We start from the raw sequence: 18339 nt of genomic DNA, 5'->3' as shown, positions 1-18339 counted from the left end.
AAAAGAGAATTGCTGTACAGGAAGGCTCATGGCAACAGTCTGCGTGAAAGCTATAAAAAAAGCTTAAATCTTTTCTCGGTATCGACCCGGAAGAAAGACATTTTTTGAGCTTGACTGAAACAGATAATATAATTAATAAGCTGGTAAAAAATGAAGAAATATCTTTGGAAAATGCTGAATTTTCCGTTCTGGATGAATGTCTGAAGCAGTTCTTATCGAAAGCAGTCGGTGACGATTATTATCTGCTGATTGACGAGGGTTGGCGATATTGCGGTGCATATACTGGTCGTGGTCTTATTTTAAATATGGAATTCGAATTTAATAAATGTCAAAGCGATGAAGTCAGACTAATAAGTGCTGACCTTAGTGCGGAAATTACTATCGACTACATTGAAAGTTACAATGAAAAACCTTTTGAGTTTCGTCTCAGAAAATACGAACTGACTTAAATAAAAGGATTAAAGGGGATAACCCCCTTCAACCTCGCCGCGCAGCATTCGGAACGCAAATGTCGACGGCCGCTTGGCCGTCGTCACAACACGTGAATACCTCTACACCGCAAACCCAGTCCCACGCGTATTCACAAACAGCGAATAAATCGAGTGACTGCTCGCCATAAACAACCGATTCCCTTCACGTCCGCCGAAGCAAAGATTGGGGCAGCGCTCCGGCAGTGATATGTGCCCAATAGCCTTGCCCTGGGGATTGAATACCCGCACGCCGTCGAGTTTTTCCAGGTCGGCCTTCGGGTCGCCATTCCCACCCCAGCCGCACCACAGGTTTCCCGCTTCGTCGCACTTGATACCGTCGATGGCGGCGTAGTCCAGGCCTTCGATGTGTTTGCGGCGTTCGCCCAGTGTGCCGTCGTCTTTGATCGCGATGGCCCAAATCAGGCGGTTGGGTTTGGCGCGGCCTTCGACGACGTACAGGGTCTTTTCGTCAGGGGAGAAGCACAGGCCGTTGGGACCGGCGAGGTCGTCGATCACTCGTGTGACTTTCTTGCTCTCACCGTCGATGCGGTAGACGGCGTGGGGCTGGGTCGGGGTGATTTTGTGGCCTTCGTAGTTGTTGCTGGTCTGGAAGGGCGGGTCGCTGAACCAGATCGAGCCGCCGCTTTTGCAGACGATGTCGTTGGGGGAGTTGAAGGGTTTGCCGTCGAAGCTGTCGGCCAGCACGGTGATGGTGCCGTTGTATTCCGTGCGGGTGATGCGCCGGCCTTCGCTGGTGGTGGTGGAACCTTCGCAGACGATGAGGCGGCCCTGGCGATCGCGGCACATGCCGTTGGAGAAGTTGGAATGCTCGCGGTACACCGTGAAGGTGTCGGTAATTTCATCCCAGCGCATGATGCGGTTGTTGGGGATGTCGCTGACCAGCAGATAGCGACCATCGCCGACCCAGACCGGCCCTTCGGCCCAACGCATGCCGGTGGCGAGTTTCTCCACGCTGGCGTTGAAGACGCGCAGATCGAGAAAGCTGTCGTCGAGAATGTGAATGAGCGGGTCCGGGTAACGCTGGCTCAGGGGTTCCGCAGCCGACGCGAGGCGAGGAAGTGCGGCGGTGCCGACGGCAGCAAACGTGGCGGACACGGCGAGGGACTTTTTCAGGAAGCTGCGGCGCGTGTTGCCGCTTGAGCGTTCAGCGGTTTCAGCGTGTTCGGGCAAGGCGGACAGGGATGAGTCCATGTAGCGATCTCCGTTCTATTATTTTTTTACGGGGATCTAGTAATACCTCGTGATAAGACATCGTACAAGTTAATGATGGGAGGTGTATCCAGCTCGCCGCCAAAAAATATCGGTGCCCCGACCTGCCCATTCCCGGCTAAAGCCGGTCCCACTAAAAGCAACGTATGCAGTCAGTGGGACCAGCTTTAGCCGGGAATGGACGCGGAGCGTCAAGGGCTGCATTCCCACGCGGAGCGGGGGAACGATCTAAGCGTTGAGCCGCAAGAGTGATGGCGCCCAAACCGGCCTCTTCCCGGCTAAAGCCAGTCCTACAAAAGCAGCGCGTGCATTCAGTGAGAATGGCAGCAACCTCGACCGTGGAATTGGGTTCAGCCGGGAAGCAGCGGAGCTGCACTTGATCTGCTTTTGATCTTCGTACCCAAAAAGTCCAGACGACACCTATCGCGACTTGGGTGCAGGCTGAACGGAGGTCTCGCTCCGTGGGCCGAGCGGCATGGATGCCGCGAGAGCCGCCCCCCGCCATGGATGGCGGATGGCGGCGGGCCCACGGAGCGAGACCGGAGTGAAGGAACCCGACGAAGTCGGGCCCAACCGAGAGCAAGCACCCTTGGTTACTTGGGGTGCTTTTCCAAGTAACTCGCCGAAGGCGAAACGTCTGCCCCTCGGCAGACGCCCTTGATCTTGATCTCCAACGTAAGGCAAACGAAAAACCTACTTCGCCCTCAACCCCTCGCGCACATCCTTCACCTCCGAAGCCGAGACCGCCGGCGCCGCATTGCCCCACGTATTACGCACATACGTCAGCACATCCGCGACATTCTCATCCGACAGATTCCAGCCAAACGCCGGCATCGCCGGAGCCGTCGGCGCAGCATCGGTCGCGCCCGCACGACTGCCCGCCAGCACCACACGAATCAACGACGACGGATCGTCGCTGTTCACCAACGGCGCCATCGCCAGTTTCGGGAACAGATTGGCCGCGCCTTCACCCGTCGGCGTATGACACGCCGAACAGCGATCCGCATAAATCGCCTTGCCCGTTACCATCGCCGCATCGCTTGCCGAAACCGGCGTGGCGGCCTCGACCGGCTTGGCGCCATCCTTCAAATACACCGCCACCGCCAGCAAATCCTCATCCTTCCAGTGTTGCGAAGAATGCTCGACTTCCTCGGCCATCGGCCCGGACGCAATGTCGAAACGGTTCGCACCGGTCTTCAGGTACTTGACGATGTCCGCCTCGCTCCACGCACCAATGCCATCGTGGCCAGTGGAGGTGATGTTCGGCGCGACCCAGTTCTGCAGATTGGCACCGGTGAGGAACTGATCGTTCTTGTCACCGCCAATCAGGTTCTTTGGCGTATGGCACGTGCCGCAGTGCCCGAGGCCTTCCACCAGATACGCGCCGCGGTTCCACTGCTCGGACTTCTGCGGATCGGCCTTGAATTCGCCTTCCTTGAAGTTGATCAGGTTCCAGCCGATCAGGCTGGTGCGCACGTTGAAGGGGAAGGGCAACTGGTTGGTTTCCACCTTGTTCTCCACCGGATCCACCGTCTTCAGGTACGCGAAGATCGCTAGGTTGTCCTCACGCAGCACCTTGGTGTACGCGGTGAACGGCATGGCGCCATACAAGCGCTTGCCGTCCAGCCCGTGGCCCTTGGACATGGCGTTCTGGAAATCCTCGAAACTCCAGCGGCCGATGCCGGTGGCCGGGTCCGGGGTGATGTTGGCGCCGGCCAGCTTGCCAAACGGCGTATCAAGGATCACGCCACCGGAGAACAGCGGCTTGCCCGGGATGGTGTGGCACGCGGTGCAGTCGCCCAGGGTCGTCAGGTAGCGGCCCTTTTCCACGATGTTGTAGGAATCGGCGCCGGTTGCCGCATGGGCCAGGGAAACAGACAGGCCGATAACGCCTGCGCAGACCGTCAGAAGAGTCTTCATACGCTGATCATCTCCCCTGGACGCTTGAGGTAGCGGGTGCGGATGGCATCCGCCGCTTTGAAAGCCAGCGCCGCGACGGTGCCGGTCGGGTTGTAGCCCGGGTTCTGCGGGAAAGCGGAGGAGCCGACCACGAACAGGTTCGGCACGCCCCACACTTGCAGGTGTTTGTTCACCGAGCTGTTCTTCGGATCGGCGCCCATGATGAAACCGCCAACGATGTGCGACGACTGATACGGCGCGCTGTTCCAGTGCCCTTGCTGGGAGCTGGGCACCATCTGCCGCGGGTTCATGCTCTTGGCGATCTCGCCGACCTTGCCGGTGACGTACGCAGCCATCTTCCGGTCGTTCTCTGGGAAGTCGAAGGTGATGCGCAGCAGCGGGCGACCCAGCGGATCTTTGTAGGTCGGGTCCAGCGACAGGTAGTTGGTTCGCGTTGCGTAGCTGCTCGCTTCACAGCCGATGGACATGGTCGCGGCGTAGTTCTTCACCGTGGCTTTCTTCCATTCCGAACCCCAGGCCGGGGTGCCGGGCGGGAGAGGGCGCGAGTCGATGGGCGCGGCGCCGATCGGGGTCACGCGGGTGCTGCCGCCGCCGACGAAGCCCAGACCCGAGTGGTCGAAGTTGTCGTTGTTGAATTCGTCGATGCCCATGCCGATGGCGCCGCCACCGATAAACGGGTTGAAGTTCTTGTCATCGAAGAACATGCGCACGCTGTTGGCGGTCTGGTAAGCGTAGTTGCGGCCCGTGGTGCCGGTGTTGGTCACCGGGTCGTAGGGCTGGCCGACGCCGGAGAGCAGCATCAGGCGCACGTTTTCGAAGATGAAGGCGCTGATCACCACCAGTTCGGCAGGCTGCTCCCACTCTTCGCCGTTGGCATCCATGTAGACGATGCCGGTGGCGCGTTTGCCGCTGCTGTCCATGGTCACGCGCAGCACTTCACAGTTGGTCATCGCGGTGAAGTTCGGCTTGCGCACCAGGACCGGCAGTACGGTAGTGATGGCGCTGGCCTTGGAGTAGTTGGCGCAGCCGTAGTTGGTGCAGAAACCGCAGAAGGTGCAGGCACCCATCGCCACGCCGAGGGAGTTCACATAGGGCCGTGATTGCAAGGCGGACGGCACTGGAAACGGCTTGTAGCCGAGGTTTCTCGCGGCTTCGGCGAACAGCGTCGGCGCGTAGGTCTGTGCCGTCGGCGGGTTCGGGTATTCCTCGGAGCGCGGCCCTTCGAAAGTATTGCCGCCTTCCTGAATCACGCCTTTGATGTTGCCGGCCTTGCCGGAGATGCCCGCCAGGCGATCGAACTTGGCGTAGAACGGCTCCATTTCGTCCCAGTCGGTGCCCCAGTCCTGCAGGGTCAGTTCGGGCGACAGCTCTTTCCCGTACCGCTCGCTCAGGTGGCTGTGCAGCCGGAATTCGTGTGGCTGGAAACGAAAGCTGATGCCGGCCCAGTGATTGCCGGCGCCGCCGGTGCCGTTGCCCGGGTGAAACGAGCCCCAGCTGCGCATGGGTAGCGCTGTCTCGGTCACGCTGTTACGAATGGTCGTGGTGTTTTGCCGGGTCCTCACCATCAGGTCCTGACGGCGGTTGTAGCGCAGTTCATCCGCCGCCGAGGCAACGTTGAAGTCCGCCGCGGTATCGCGCCATGGGCCGCGTTCGAAGCCGATGATCTTCAGATTTTCATCGGCCAGTTCATTGGCGATGATGGATCCGGCCCAGCCGAGCCCGACTACCACGACGTCCGTGGAAGGTAGTTTTTTGGCCATGTCGAATTAACCCTTCTTGGTCCAGGCGGAACTGCCGATGATGGAGAGCGGCACCAGATTGAGCTTCTGGTTGTACAGGCCGATGTACTCGCGGTAGTCGTAGCGGGCACCGGGGAAACCGATCATTTTCCACGACACCATGTCGCGGTTGCCGCCGTAGACCGGGTCGGCGAAGAAGCCTTCCATGGTGTTGCCCAGCACCTGCTGGAAGAACAATTTGGCGTCGATGCCGTCCAGCGTGATCTCGGCCTTGTCCAGACCGGTCAGGACCTTGTCCTGCTGTTCGGCGTTAAGCGCGCTGAAGCTTTTCTGAAACTGCTTCTGGCAGTAGCCTTCCAGGCCGGCGAGGCCAAGACGGTAGCGCTGGCGCGGCACCAGTTCCGACTGGTCACCCTGCATCGGCGTGCCCTGAACGAAGGGGCCCTGCATGTACAGACGGCTGAAGGTGCCGTACTCGCCGGCCAGTTGGCGGTCGATGAACACCGCGCAACCGGCGTCCTTGCCGCTGACGCTGAGGTCATCGGCGGGGATCAGTCGGGCGACAATGGCTTCCACCGCGAGGGCTTCGGCGTCGGTGAAGAATTGCCAGCCGGGGGTGTCGTAGTGCATCGGTCCGTTGTGGTCGAAGGGCACCCACTGCGGCACACCGACGACGGTGGCGGCCTGGGCCGTGGCAGCAGCACCGACGGCCAGCGTCGTGGCTGAACCTTTCAGCAACTGGCGGCGGGTGAGGCCTTTGGATTGTTCTGTCATTCAGGGCTCCTGCAAAACCACGCCCCCACAGGCCATTGGGGAATGGTCCGTGCCGGGGCTGTGCTCTGCGTTCTTTATCACGGGTATTGCCGCGCATACGATGTGCACGGCAAGTGGCTCTTGGCGGGGTGTGACATTGGGTCTCTGGCACGCCTGCGCGCGAATGGCGCACGCTAAGCGGGGAAATGCCGTAACTGATCCGCATCTTTTCACGCCAGCTGCCATGATAGATGTGTTACGCCGTGTTGCGGCTGATGAAATCGGTAAATGACTCTTACCGATTGCGTAACAGTCGATCTGCAATCGGGTAACAATGGGTCAGATCAGGGGGGCGTGTCCTCCCGCCGAAGCAGCCCACGGGTACAGCCGTTCAGGGCTGACGTCGGCACCAACCTGACAGAATCTTCATCAAGCCAAGTCCTTTGCCAGGGCCACTTCTTGCTATCGTGCACGCCATTTGCGTCCCGCCTGTCCCTGCGGGTTGCTGACTGTGCCGTTTATATATTCACCGAGTAGCTGCAGAAATGCCCGATCCAATACCTTTAAAAGACCACGAGAAGGAAACCCGGCTGGTCAACAAACGCTTGATCGCCTGCGCCGTTTTCGTGGCCATGCTCAGCGTCGCGCTGGTGTGCCGCATGTACTTCCTGCAAGTCACCGAATTCGCCTACCACTCGACCATCTCCGAAAACAACCGCGTCCACGTGCTGCCGATTCCGCCGGAACGCGGACTGATCTTCGACCGTAACGGCGTGATCCTCGCCGACAACCGCCCCAGCTTCAACCTGACCATGACCCGCGAGCGCGCAGGCGACTGGCATGCGGTGATCGACGAACTGATGCAAATCCTCAACCTGCCCGACGAAGACCGGATCATCTTCGACAAGGCGATGAAAAACTCGCCCCACCGCTTTGTGCCGGTGACGCTGTTGTATGAGCTGACCGAAGAGCAGATCGCCCTGTTGGCCGTCAATCAGTTCCGCCTGCCGGGGCTGGACGTCGAGGCGCAGTTCGTTCGCCACTACCCTCTGGCGGAGCATTTCGCGCACTCCATCGGCTACGTCGGGCGGATCAACGAGAAAGAGGCGACCCAGCTCGATCAGGTGGAGTACCGGGGCACCCAGTCCATCGGCAAGACCGGCGTCGAGCGCTTCTACGAAAGCGAGCTGCACGGCCATGTCGGCTACGAAGAAGTGGAAACCAACGCCCAGGGTCGGGTGTTGCGCGTGCTCAAGCACACCGATCCAGTGGCCGGCAAAAACATCACCCTGAGCCTGGAAATCAAGCTGCAGGAGGCGGCGGAACACGCGCTGGGGGATCGTCGCGGCTCGGTGGTGGCGATTGATCCGGCCACCGGCGAAGTGCTGGCGATGGTCAGCAAGCCGAGTTTCGACCCGAACCTGTTCGTCACCGGGATCAGCTTCAAGGAGTATTCGGCGCTGCGGGATTCGGTCGACCGGCCGCTGTTCAACCGCGTGCTGCGAGGCCTGTACGCCCCGGGTTCGACGATCAAACCGGAAGTAGCGATCGCCGGCCTGGACAGCGGGGTCATCACGCCATCGACCCGGGTCTTCGATCCGGGTTACTTCCAGCTGCCGGACTTCGATCACAAATACCGCAACTGGAACCACAGCGGCGATGGCTGGGTGGATTTGAATGCGGCAATCATGCGCTCCAACGACACCTATTTTTACGACCTGGCGCACAAGCTGGGCATCGACCGCATGCACGATTACCTGACCATGTTCGGCATCGGCCAGAAGGTCTCCCTCGACATGTTCGAAGAGTCGGCGGGCCTCATGCCCTCCAAAGAATGGAAGCGCATCACCCGGCGTCAGGCCTGGTTCCCTGGCGAAACCGTGATCCTCGGCATCGGCCAGGGCTACATGCAGGTGACGCCGCTGCAGCTGGCCCAGGCGACCACGCTGATCGCCAGCAAAGGCGTGTGGCACCGTCCGCACCTGGCCAGGGAAATCGGCGGTTCGCCGCCGGTGGACGAGCACCCGATGCCGAACATCGTCCTGCGTGATCCCCACGAGTGGGATCAGGTCAACAATGGCATGCAAGCGGTCATGCACGACCCGCGCGGCATTGCCCGTGCGGCGGCGCAAGGTGCGCAATACCGCATCGCCGGCAAAAGCGGTACCGCTCAAGTGGTGGCGATCAAGCAGGGCGAACGCTACAACCGCAACAAGACCCTGGAGCGGCACCGGGACAACGCGTTGTTCGTCGGTTTTGCGCCGGCCGCCAATCCGAAGATTGTCGTGGCGGTGATGATCGAGAACGGCGAGGCGGGCGGTCGTGTGGCCGGTCCCGTGGTGCGGGAAATTCTGGATGCCTGGCTGCTGGACCCGGACGGCCACCTGAAGCAGCAATACGCCACGCCAAGTGCCACGCCGGTCAATCCGAAAGTGCAGATCGCCGCGCCGAGCAAAGCGGCGGGCCAGCCGCCGGTGTGAGATCCGGCGCTTGCGCGCGGGGGCGTTTCCCCAAGATGCACTGAACTGTGCCCGGCGTGACAGGTCGATTTGAGACCACGCGTGAGGTCTGTTCCGGCCTCGCGCGCTCATTCGACTCGACAAGGAACTTGCCCCATGTCCAGCAGAACCATCGCCGACTACCTCGCCCAAACCCTCGCCGCAGCCGGCGTCTCGAAGATCTGGGGCGTCAGCGGCGACAGCCTGAACGGCCTGACCGACAGCCTCCAGCGCCTGGGCAAGATCAAGTGGATGCACACCCGTCACGAAGAAGTCGCGGCCTTCGCGGCAGGGGCGGAAGCAGCCTCCACCGGCAAGCTGGCGGTGTGCGCGGGCAGTTGCGGCCCGGGCAACCTGCACTTGATCAACGGCCTGTATGACTGCCACCGCAGCGGTGTGCCGGTCCTCGCCATTGCGGCGCAGATTCCGTCCTCCGAGATCGGCCTGAATTACTTCCAGGAAACCCACCCCACCGACCTGTTCAAAGAGTGCAGCCACTTCGTTGAAACCGTCAGCACCCCCGAGCAGTTCCCTCGGGTGCTGGAGCGGGCCATGCGCGCGGCCATCAGCCAGCGCGGCGTGGCGGTAATTGTCATCTCCGGCGACGTCGCCCTGAGCGCGGCCCCGGACATCAAACCCGTGTGGGTCGATCACGCGCCTGCGCGGATCATCCCGGCAGAAGCTGATCTGCAACGCCTGGTGGACATGCTGGACACGTCCAAAGCCGTGACCATTCTCGCCGGTGCCGGCTGTGCCGAGGCCCACGATCAGGTGGTTGCGCTGGCCGAGAAACTCTCCGCGCCAGTGGTTCACGCCCTGCGCGGCAAGCAGTACATTGAATACGCCAACCCCTTCGACGTGGGCATGACCGGCTTGATCGGCTTCAGCTCCGGCTACCACGCCATGATGGCCTGCGACACGCTGGTGATCCTCGGCAGCAGCTTGCCGTACCGCAATTTCTACCCGGAAAAAGCCAAGGTCATTCAGATCGACATCGACCCGACCGCCATTGGCCGTCGCGTGCCGGTCGCCCTCGGCCTGGCGGGGGATATCGGTGAAACCCTCGATGCCGTGTTGCCCCGCCTCAAGGCCCACGCGGACCGCAAGTTCCTCGACAAGGCACTGGATCACTACGCCAAGTCCCGCGAGGAACTCGACGAACTGGCTACGCCGTCGGGCCACGGCGAGCCGATTCACCCGCAATACCTGACGCGCCTGGTTGACGCCTACGCCGACCCGGACGCGATTTTCACCGTCGACGTCGGCACACCGACCCTGTGGGCCGCGCGCTACCTGACCATGAACGGCAAGCGCTCTCTGCTGGGTTCCTTCAACCACGGCTCCATGGCCAACGCGATGCCCCAGGCATTGGGTGCGAAAGCGGCATTTCCGCAGCGGCAAGTGGTGGCGCTGTGTGGCGACGGCGGCTTGTCGATGCTGATGGGCGACCTGCTGTCGATCCGCCAACTGAACCTGCCGATCAAGCTGGTGGTGTTCAACAACAGCTCGCTGGGCTTCGTGGCGATGGAAATGCAGGCGGGCGGCTATGTGCCCCATGACACCGATTTCGACAGCACCAATTTTGCCAACATCGCGATCGGCGCAGGGATTCTGGGGATTCGCGTGGAGAACTCGGCGGACCTGCCCAATGCGCTGAAGAAAGCCTTTGAACATCCGGGGCCTGTGGTGGTGGATGTCGTGACCGCGAAACAGGAGCTCGGCATGCCGCCAAAGATCAAGCTGGCCCAGGCGAAAGGCTTCAGCCTGTTCATGCTCAAGGCTGTAATGAACGGCAAGGCCGACATGGTGCTGGAACTGGCGAAGACCAATTTGCGTTAAGCACCTGCGGGTCGAGTGGGCGCTGTGTGCAATGCACAGCGCCTGTTTTTCAACCCGGGACAATGCGGGTAGAGCAATCGCTTAACACTCAAACACTATCGGGTGCCGGTTTCATATAACCCGTATTTCGCTTTTTATATTTATTCGAAATCAGATCAGTTCCAAATAGTTCTATCCGCACGCAACGCTTTGTTAGTAAGGGAATTATGAGCGCGCCTCGACATTCGGCGAATCTTGCTTATTTTTTTGGCACAGCCTTCGCTTGCCTATACTGAGCAATCCGGAGTTTAGTTCAGCAAGGATGAGTGATCATGGACAAAAACAAACGCAACGGTATTAAGGGTTCCAACGTGGAATCAATGGCTGGGGATCAGGACCCTGTTTTCGGTATCGACGGACAAGTACTGGGTCGAAGGGCGCGCGTATTTACCGAACTTGGGGCAGGAACAGATCAGAAGTTCTACCTGATCACCAACGGAGAACACCGCACGCGTTCACCTTTTCCAAGTTCCATCTCCCGCCACTTAGCCAACGGGAAACCCGATCCCGACTTTAATAATGGAGAAACGTTGATTCTGCCGGGGTTGACGGATCAGCCGGGTCTTGTGGGCGGGGATATACGTATCCAGGGACTGATTTTCGATCAGCGCGGCGCAGTGATGTGTGTCGGTGATACGACGCTGGAAGTGCGAGAGCTTAATTATCATTACCCCGCAGCAATCCGGCTGACGTCGTCCGGTGCCCTGGATGTTGACTTCGGGGATAGAGGGCGAGTAGTTTACCCCACCGGTCAGCCGTCCAAGAACGCCCCTGAGGTTCCTCCTTTTCCTTTCACTTCGATTCGGCGGAGTCAACAACAAGAGAACAAAGACATTTTGTTCGTGTCTCAGATCCTCGACTATGACACTCAAATGCGGTCGTGTTATTTGGTAAAGACTAAGCAGAATGGGTTGCCCGATGATCAGTTTGGCCATGACGGTCTTCTTCTGATTGGCTCGGACGCCGATGGCCCTATCTGGAACGACTATGGTGTGGACGGGGGCGGTAATCTCTTGCTGATTGGCGAGAGCGCTGCAGGCGCTCAAGCTTATGGGGTGATAGCCAAGTACACGACAGAGGGCGTCCTTGACTCAAACTACGGATCCGGGGGAATACAGAAGATCCAAGGTGGAGAGGAGCCTCCTTATCTGGTTCGGGTTCACGTCATGGCAGACGGTAGCGTGACGATGCTTGTGGCCGTGTCCAGGCAAAACATCACTGCCTTGGCCTTGATGAAGCGTCTGGAAAATGGAGCGCCGGACACTTCATTTAATAATGGAGAGCCGCGGATACTTGATACGGTGTTTGCCACCAGCGGACGCTGGCCGGAAATGCATATCGATGACAAGGGGCGCTATCTCCTCGCCTACTATTCGCAGGAAAACGGCTGCGAACTTAAAAGATTCACACCCGACGGTATTCCGGATATCAGCTTCGGCTCGAATGGCACAGCCGGGTATCCAGATCTCTTGGCTTTGAACAATACGGCCATTCACAGGGGGGCCGACCTGCTCGCGAAAATCTACCGGAAACAAGGCGACGGGAATTTTTACGTCGTTCGTTACCTTGGCGAAAGCGTGCCAGGGCACTGATGTATCAAAGCTTCAGTCTGTTCACGCTCAAGGCCTTCATGACCGGCAAGGCGGACATAGTGCTGGAATTGGCGAAGAACAACCTGCGCTGATCTCATGTAGGGCCGGCTTCAGCTGGGAAGGCGTCAGTGGATACACCGCAAAAGTCAGGGTGTTCACACAGGCCTCCTCCCGGGTAAAGCCGGTCCTGCTCAGATAGGGTATGTTGTCTGTAGGGGAGGCTTTAAGCTATTTCAAACTTGCTGGGACTCTGCACGCACTTCATAGGGCATGTGACGCATAGCAATACATAATTGGCTGACAGTTGGTTGTGTGTTAAATAACTCTGATTAGATTGGTCTACAGATCCTTGTATTATTTTTCCGGCGCATGATAAACAAGCGCCAGTTCGGCAGGCGTATGCGGGTCGAGTGGGCGCTGTGTGCAATGCACAGCGCCTGTAGATCAGCCGGCGTGCTTGTTGCGAGCAGTGGTACGTTGCAGGATAAAAGGGAGTAGTACGGTGATTCTTATTTCGGTTATTTATAAGTCTATAGATTTTTTGGAAGTAAGCTCAATTGCGAATCACACTATTAATTTCCAAGCTAATGTATTTAAAGGGGTTTTCTAATTCGCAATAAATCAGGTGGGTTTCATCCTATTTGAACGTGATCGGACCAGGCGCTAGGCTCTGGAAACCGCAAACACATTCAAAGGATGAAACGTCATGGGTAATGACAGTCGCAACGGAAGGACCTCTCCTGCCAACGCCGCGCATGTTGCTGGGGATCAGGATCTACAATTCGGCGGCAGTGGCTATGTCAGATATGTTCGTGATCCGTTTATCACTGATCCAACCACGGATACTGATCAAAGGATCTATGTCATCACTTACGGGACGAGTGGCAGTAACCCAAGTGTGATAGTTGGCCGGCTGCCGACTGGCGCTGTTGATCCTGCTTTTGGGAACTTGGCCCTTCCATTCGTCGATGACAGTCTAAGAGCCGTTATGGATGTTCAGGGGTTGATTTTTAATAACGACGGCAAAATTACCTGTGTTGGCATCACAGACGTTACTACCGAATCCGGTAGATATTTTTACCCTGCCGCAGTCCGTATTGAGACTTCAGGCACCCCTGCCGCAATTGATGAGGGTTTCGGGAATAAAGGGCGGATGATTTACGAGGTCGACTTGTCTAAAGACGCGGCCAGCTGCGGCGTTGATTTATCTCACCCTGACGACTCGCGGGCGCCACACATTCAAGCTGTTTCCCATGGATTCGGCTCTATCCGGCGGACTGTACAGTCAAGTGGAGACATACTTTTCTGTTGCCGTCTTTTCAACTCCAACACCCAGGTTGAATCCTACCACCTGGTAAAAATTGGTGAGAACGGCGACCCCGTGACCTCGTTTGGGACAAACGGCGTCTTGACGATACCTGCGGGAAGTCCAGAACGCGGGCTGCAATGTTTAGACTATGGAATCGATAGTAATAGGAGCATCACGCTTGCTGGCAGGGGGCAGGTTTCCAATGCTACAGAGGGGGTCCTGGCTCGATATACCTCGGACGGTAAACTCGATTCCGGCTTCGGCAATAGCGGTGAGCAGATCATCAAGATCGAAGGGGCCAATGTTTATATTAAACAAGTCACGGTCCTGGATGACGGCGAAGCTATTCTCTTGCTTGCTGTGGATTACCTACAATCGCAGGGACGCATGGAATTTGCTGTCATGAAGCTGGACAAGAACGGGAAGGAGGACGCAAGTTTCAATGGTGGTGAAGCACTTTTGTTGAGTGAGATGGGCGGCATTTCAGATGCGTTTGTGTTCATGGAGTTGGATAACCAAGAACGAATCATCGTGGCTGGACAGGATGCGGTATCGGAGCAGCATGCACGCATGACGCGGATAATGCCTGATGGGACTCTGGACAGCGAGTTTGGTATTAACGGCTCCAGAACTTATGACAATCTTAATGGGTTCCGCAAGCTGGGGATTCAAAGAGGCACGGATATACTCGCGGTTGCTCAGGATCCGAACACGCTTCCCACCGAAGTTTTGCTCTTCAGGTTTTTCGGGGAAGCAGGCAGTTAAAACCCTCCAGCCTCTCGGGCGGGTGGAGAACTGGACCCCTACTTCGTTTTTAGCGGTCCAGTCCCTTTGGGAGTATTCATCGACCCAAATCCGGATGCCGGTCAACGATTTTACGTGGTCGGTCAAGGGGATCTACCTAGAAAGAATATCGATCAAGGGGGAACAAAGTGTTGAGAGGAAACGGAGTGAAAGAAAAGGGGCGGGCAGTAGCTTCTTCCTGTCGAGGATCCCAAGCTATGACGACCGACCTGAGTTTTTATCGGCGAGCTATCTTGTCAAAATAACGTCGGGCGGATTACCGCATACGGGGTTTCACGGCAGCGGCTTTCTTAAGGTGGATACGAAAGCCATAGGTAGCAACCGGAGTACATCTGGCTGATAGTCTGATATTCAAAGATGAAAAGTCGTCCAGAGGAGGACGGTAAAAACACGCTGGTGCTTACGACGGTCTCCGTGGATCGGCTAGATATTCGCCCTGCGCGGTTTCCGTCGGAGCCGGTGGTCAAGTTTGGGGCTCAAGTCTGCAGATGGTTCCCTTGAAGTGGTCATTCCGCAGACCATTGCGCTCCCGTAAGGTCATCCTGTATCAGTGAATATCGCCCACAAAAAGGGCATTTCCTCTCTCGTCCGCACCACCCTGAATCACCAAAATCCCCTGCCTGAAATCTCTTGAAAAAATCGTTGTAAGGCCGTGAGACAGGATGTTAATTTGCTAACATACTGTTGCAAAATGACCGCCGGATAACATTATCCCGGTCCATGCAACCCGGCTCCATCATCGGAATTCCCATGGAAAAGCGTCCCTTCCTCGATGCACTGGAACAACGGTTTAGCGATTTGACGCCGACGGGCAAGCGCATCGCCGGTTACCTGTTGGCCAATCCGCAAAAGCTGCCGTTCGAGACCGCTGACAGCATCGCCCAGCAGACCGGCACCACCGGTATTTCGGTGGGGCGGTTCCTGCGCTCCCTGGGCTACCGCAACATTGACGACGTCAAACAGAGCCTGCGCGGCGACACCGCCAGTCCTTGGGTGATCACCGATCGGCTCGGCGCGTTTCGTGAAGAAAACACCCAGGGTGATGCACTGGAACGTTCGATGAACCGTGAGCTGGAAGCGATCCAGCGGGTCTATGCCCTGGCCCGTGGCGAAACCTTCGCCCGCATCGTTGAACGGCTGCACAGCGCCGACGCGGTGTTTATCGTCGGCATTCAGACCACCCGCGGCATCCTCAACGCGTTTTGCAGTCACCTGGAGTACATCCGGCCCAAGGTGTATTACGTCGACAGTTTGTCCGGCACCTATGCCGAATCGCTGAACTCGCAATTCGAAAATCCCTACGCCGTGATCGCCGACTTCCGCACCTATTCCGCTGTTACGCGGACCTTCTGCGAAGTCGCCCATCAGCAGAACGTCGGGCTGGCCTTCATCACCGATTTTCACTGCCCGTGGGCCAGGGATTACCCGAGCGACCTGCTGCAGCTCGACGCCGACGTGGGGCAATTCTGGGATTCCCTGGCGCCGCTGACGTGCCTGTTCAATTTGATGGTGTCGGCGGTGGCCGAGCGCTATGGCGATCGCCTCGACCAGAGGCTGGCGAAGAATCGTGAGCTGCAACAACTGTTTGGCCAGTTCGAATAAACCGGATTGCCCGGTTGAAGCCGGTTTCACAAGGGCAACAGCTTCCCGGCTAAAGCCGGTCCTACGGGAGGCAGCCGGGCCCGATGCATGACTCGCTTTTAGTAGGACCGGCTTCAGCCGGGAAGCTCTACCCCCTCAATACATGATGAATGAAGAAGCTGATCTGGAGTGTCGTTACGTGAATAGCCCCCTCGTCGAAGTCGACGCCCACGCGCTGCAGGTCGAGGTCGACTTGATCTACGCCGGCGTCGACAACCTCGCCGGCAAGCAGATTTACCAGGACCCGCGCTGCCTGTTGCACCGCGACGCCGAGCGTTGTCTGCGCAAGGCCAGCACCCTGGCGCGCCAAGCCGGTTTGCGCCTGCGCCTCTTCGATGCTTATCGCCCGGCTTACGCGCAGTACCTGCTCTGGCAGGCGCTGCCCAACCCGGAATACGTCCGTGACCCTACGCTGGGTTCCCACCACACCCGTGGCGTGGCGGTGGACCTGACCCTGATCGACGCGAGCGGCACGGCCCTGGACATGGGCACCGGTTTCGATGACATGCGCGAGCAGTCCCATCAGTTTTTCGCTGATCTGCCCGCCCACGTTCAGCGCAATCGTCTGCTCCTGCTGGGGATCATGCTGGCCGCAGGATTCACCTACATCGACAGCGAGTGGTGGCATTACGAACTGCCCGACGCCGAGGACTACTCGCTGATCGACGACGGCTCGATCCAGCCCGCTAACTGAACACCAAACACGCAGTACGCAGCACATAACAAGACACACGAACACACGACCGGGACGACCACGAATCCCGGCTGAATCTGGCATCACCCGACCTCGCAAGAGCAGGGCGCGCCATTTCCCAGGCCTGAGGCCTGTGAGCTTTAACTGCCCGGTATAGCTTCAATAACAACCCTGACGAACTTCCCTACATCGACGATCAAGGAACCGGCATGAAATCAATCTTCACCCCTCGCACCCTGGCGATGGCACTCCTCTGCACCGCCATGGGCCTCGGCGCCTGGCAATCGGCCAGCGCAGCCGTGCCCCAGGACACCCTGATGATCGGCAAACCGTCCGACCCGCAAACCCTCGACCCGGCCGTGACCATCGACAACAACGACTGGACCGTGACCTACCCGGCGTACCAGCGGCTGGTCACCTACAAGGTCGAAAACGGCAAGGGCAGCACCGAAGTGGCGGGGGAGCTGGCCAGCAGCTGGACCACCTCGGCGGACAACCTGACCTGGGAATTCAAGCTCAAGCCCGGCAACACATTCGATGACGGCGCCGAGGTCAACGCCGAGGCGGTGAAGTTCTCCTTCGACCGGGTGATGAAGCTCAAGCAAGGCCCGTCCGGTGCGTTTCCCGATGACATGGCGGTGTCGGTGGTTGATCCGCTGACCGTGCGCTTCACCCTGAAAGCACCGTACGCGCCGTTCCTCTCGACGCTGGCCCACAACGGCGCGGCGATCATCAACCCGGACGTGGCGAAGAAAGCCGAAGGCGCCGACGCCTACCTGTCGAACCACACCGCAGGTTCCGGTGCGTTCAAGCTGGTCAACTGGCAGAAAGGCCAGGCCCTGACCATGGAGCAGAACAGCTACTACGCCGGCCCCAAACCGACCCTGAAAAAAGTCGTGGTGAAGATCATCAGCGAGGCCTCGGTGCGTCGGCTGCAGCTTGAACACGGCGACCTGGACATCATCGAAGACATGCCCGAAGACCAGCTCGAAGCGCTGGCGAAGAAATCCGGCATTGTCGTCGGCGACTACCCGTCGCTGCGGGTGACGCTGCTGTACCTCAACACCCAGAAAGCGCCGATGAACAACCCCGATGCGCGGCGAGCGATCGTCGAATCTCTGGATTACGACGGCATCATCAACGGCATCCTGAAAGGCAAGGCCAAGCCGCTCAATGGCCCGATCCCCCAGGGCGTGTGGGCGTATGACGAGAAGCTGCCGGCGTTCAAGCAGGACATGGACAAGGCCAAGGCGGACCTGGCGAAAGTGTCACCCAAGGTCAGCAACCTGACATTCATGTACTCCGACAAAGACCCGAACTGGGAGCCCATCGGCCTGACCCTTCAAGCCGGCCTGCAACCCCTGGGCGTGAACCTCAAGCTGGAGAAGCTCGCCAACGCCAGCATGCGCGAGCGCCTGGGCACCGGGGACTTCGACATCGCCATCGGTTCGTGGAGCCCGGACTTCGCCGACCCCTACATGTTCATGAACTTCTTCTTCGACTCGAAGCTGAAAGGCCTGGCCGGCAACCGTTCGTTCTATGACAACCCGGCCGTGGACAAACTGATCCGCGAATCGGCGACCACCAATGACATGGCCAAGCGCACCGAGCTGTATCAGCAGGCGCAGAAGATCGTGCTCAACGACAGCGTCTACGCCTACCTCTACCAGAAGGCCTACACCTTGCCGATGAGCGAAAAGGTCAAGGGCTACGTGTTCAACCCGATGCTGGAACAGGTGTTCAACGTCGGCACGATCACCAAGTAAGCGCTGCATCCCGTCAATCGCTGTGACTCACAGGGCCCTGCAAGT

Annotated in this window: 13 protein-coding genes; 8 read left to right on the top strand and 5 right to left on the bottom strand. The window is 58.6% G+C overall.

Features of this window, described 5'->3' with window-relative positions; genetic code table 11:
- Window positions 1-104: 104 nt before the first annotated feature.
- Complete coding sequence (locus SLW75_RS04860) at window positions 105-449, top strand: hypothetical protein (protein ID WP_410933708.1); 345 nt, start codon at window positions 105-107, stop codon at window positions 447-449.
- A 102-nt stretch (window positions 450-551) separates the two neighbouring features.
- Here the strand turns inward: SLW75_RS04860 and SLW75_RS04855 are convergent, their stop codons facing one another.
- From SLW75_RS04855 to SLW75_RS04840, 4 genes are all read right to left on the bottom strand, one after another.
- Window positions 552-1682 carry an SMP-30/gluconolactonase/LRE family protein gene (locus SLW75_RS04855; protein ID WP_410933707.1) on the bottom strand — a complete coding sequence of 377 codons (1131 nt, stop codon included), beginning with the start codon at window positions 1680-1682 and terminating at the stop codon, window positions 552-554.
- A 711-nt stretch (window positions 1683-2393) separates the two neighbouring features.
- Complete coding sequence (locus SLW75_RS04850) at window positions 2394-3620, bottom strand: c-type cytochrome (protein WP_410933706.1); 1227 nt, start codon at window positions 3618-3620, stop codon at window positions 2394-2396.
- Entirely contained in the window at window positions 3617-5380 is a 1764-nt protein-coding gene (locus SLW75_RS04845) for a GMC family oxidoreductase (protein WP_065991625.1), read from the bottom strand. The genes SLW75_RS04850 and SLW75_RS04845 overlap by 4 nt, the downstream gene beginning before the upstream one ends.
- A gap of 6 nt (window positions 5381-5386) precedes the next feature.
- Window positions 5387-6133 (bottom strand): gluconate 2-dehydrogenase subunit 3 family protein, encoded by a 747-nt coding sequence (locus tag SLW75_RS04840; RefSeq protein ID WP_410933705.1) that lies wholly within the window; start codon window positions 6131-6133, stop codon window positions 5387-5389.
- A gap of 524 nt (window positions 6134-6657) precedes the next feature.
- Here SLW75_RS04840 and mrdA point away from each other — a divergent pair.
- The 3 genes from mrdA to SLW75_RS04825 all read left to right on the top strand — a co-directional run bounded on the left by mrdA (window position 6658) and on the right by SLW75_RS04825 (window position 12080).
- Complete coding sequence (gene mrdA, locus SLW75_RS04835; RefSeq protein WP_410933704.1) at window positions 6658-8592, top strand: penicillin-binding protein 2; 1935 nt, start codon at window positions 6658-6660, stop codon at window positions 8590-8592.
- Window positions 8593-8727: 135 nt separating this feature from the next.
- The gene (gene poxB / locus SLW75_RS04830) at window positions 8728-10449 is read left to right on the top strand and encodes a ubiquinone-dependent pyruvate dehydrogenase (protein WP_410933703.1); all 1722 of its coding nucleotides are present in this window, start codon (window positions 8728-8730) and stop codon (window positions 10447-10449) included.
- A 311-nt stretch (window positions 10450-10760) separates the two neighbouring features.
- Window positions 10761-12080 (top strand): hypothetical protein, encoded by a 1320-nt coding sequence (locus tag SLW75_RS04825; RefSeq protein WP_410933702.1) that lies wholly within the window; start codon window positions 10761-10763, stop codon window positions 12078-12080.
- Window positions 12081-12303: 223 nt separating this feature from the next.
- Here the strand turns inward: SLW75_RS04825 and SLW75_RS04820 are convergent, their stop codons facing one another.
- Window positions 12304-12507 carry a 2Fe-2S iron-sulfur cluster-binding protein gene (locus SLW75_RS04820; protein WP_410933701.1) on the bottom strand — a complete coding sequence of 68 codons (204 nt, stop codon included), beginning with the start codon at window positions 12505-12507 and terminating at the stop codon, window positions 12304-12306.
- 279 nt (window positions 12508-12786) lie between these two features.
- Here SLW75_RS04820 and SLW75_RS04815 point away from each other — a divergent pair, with 279 nt between their 5' ends.
- The 4 genes from SLW75_RS04815 (at window position 12787) to SLW75_RS04800 (ending at window position 18294) form a co-directional block, all read left to right on the top strand.
- Window positions 12787-14154 (top strand): hypothetical protein, encoded by a 1368-nt coding sequence (locus SLW75_RS04815; protein WP_410933700.1) that lies wholly within the window; start codon window positions 12787-12789, stop codon window positions 14152-14154.
- A gap of 789 nt (window positions 14155-14943) precedes the next feature.
- On the top strand, window positions 14944-15795 hold the full coding sequence (locus SLW75_RS04810; protein WP_410933699.1) for a MurR/RpiR family transcriptional regulator: 852 nt from the start codon (window positions 14944-14946) through the stop codon (window positions 15793-15795).
- 178 nt (window positions 15796-15973) lie between these two features.
- Window positions 15974-16528, top strand: coding sequence for a D-alanyl-D-alanine dipeptidase (gene ddpX, locus SLW75_RS04805; RefSeq protein WP_410933698.1), 555 nt, complete (start codon window positions 15974-15976; stop codon window positions 16526-16528).
- Window positions 16529-16737: 209 nt separating this feature from the next.
- Window positions 16738-18294, top strand: a complete 1557-nt coding sequence (locus tag SLW75_RS04800; RefSeq protein ID WP_410933697.1) for an ABC transporter substrate-binding protein — start codon at window positions 16738-16740, stop codon at window positions 18292-18294.
- Window positions 18295-18339: the final 45 nt, after the last annotated feature.

This window comes from Pseudomonas sp. W5-01, from assembly GCF_046540435.1.
GTDB lineage: Bacteria > Pseudomonadota > Gammaproteobacteria > Pseudomonadales > Pseudomonadaceae > Aquipseudomonas > Aquipseudomonas graminis_B.
This window is presented reverse-complemented; position numbering and strand designations above follow the sequence as displayed.

What these genes read in the sequence shown, in the direction of transcription:
- SLW75_RS04810 (WP_410933699.1), top strand. Translation starts at nt 14,944, where the DNA reads ATGGAAAAGCGTCCCTTCCTCGATGCACTGGAACAACGGTTTAGCGAT.
- SLW75_RS04800 (WP_410933697.1), top strand. Translation starts at nt 16,738, where the DNA reads ATGAAATCAATCTTCACCCCTCGCACCCTGGCGATGGCACTCCTCTGC.
- poxB (WP_410933703.1), top strand. Translation starts at nt 8,728, where the DNA reads ATGTCCAGCAGAACCATCGCCGACTACCTCGCCCAAACCCTCGCCGCA.
- mrdA (WP_410933704.1), top strand. Translation starts at nt 6,658, where the DNA reads ATGCCCGATCCAATACCTTTAAAAGACCACGAGAAGGAAACCCGGCTG.
- SLW75_RS04855 (WP_410933707.1), bottom strand. Translation starts at nt 1,682, where the DNA reads ATGGACTCATCCCTGTCCGCCTTGCCCGAACACGCTGAAACCGCTGAA.
- SLW75_RS04815 (WP_410933700.1), top strand. Translation starts at nt 12,787, where the DNA reads ATGGGTAATGACAGTCGCAACGGAAGGACCTCTCCTGCCAACGCCGCG.
- SLW75_RS04825 (WP_410933702.1), top strand. Translation starts at nt 10,761, where the DNA reads ATGGACAAAAACAAACGCAACGGTATTAAGGGTTCCAACGTGGAATCA.
- SLW75_RS04840 (WP_410933705.1), bottom strand. Translation starts at nt 6,133, where the DNA reads ATGACAGAACAATCCAAAGGCCTCACCCGCCGCCAGTTGCTGAAAGGT.
- SLW75_RS04850 (WP_410933706.1), bottom strand. Translation starts at nt 3,620, where the DNA reads ATGAAGACTCTTCTGACGGTCTGCGCAGGCGTTATCGGCCTGTCTGTT.
- SLW75_RS04845 (WP_065991625.1), bottom strand. Translation starts at nt 5,380, where the DNA reads ATGGCCAAAAAACTACCTTCCACGGACGTCGTGGTAGTCGGGCTCGGC.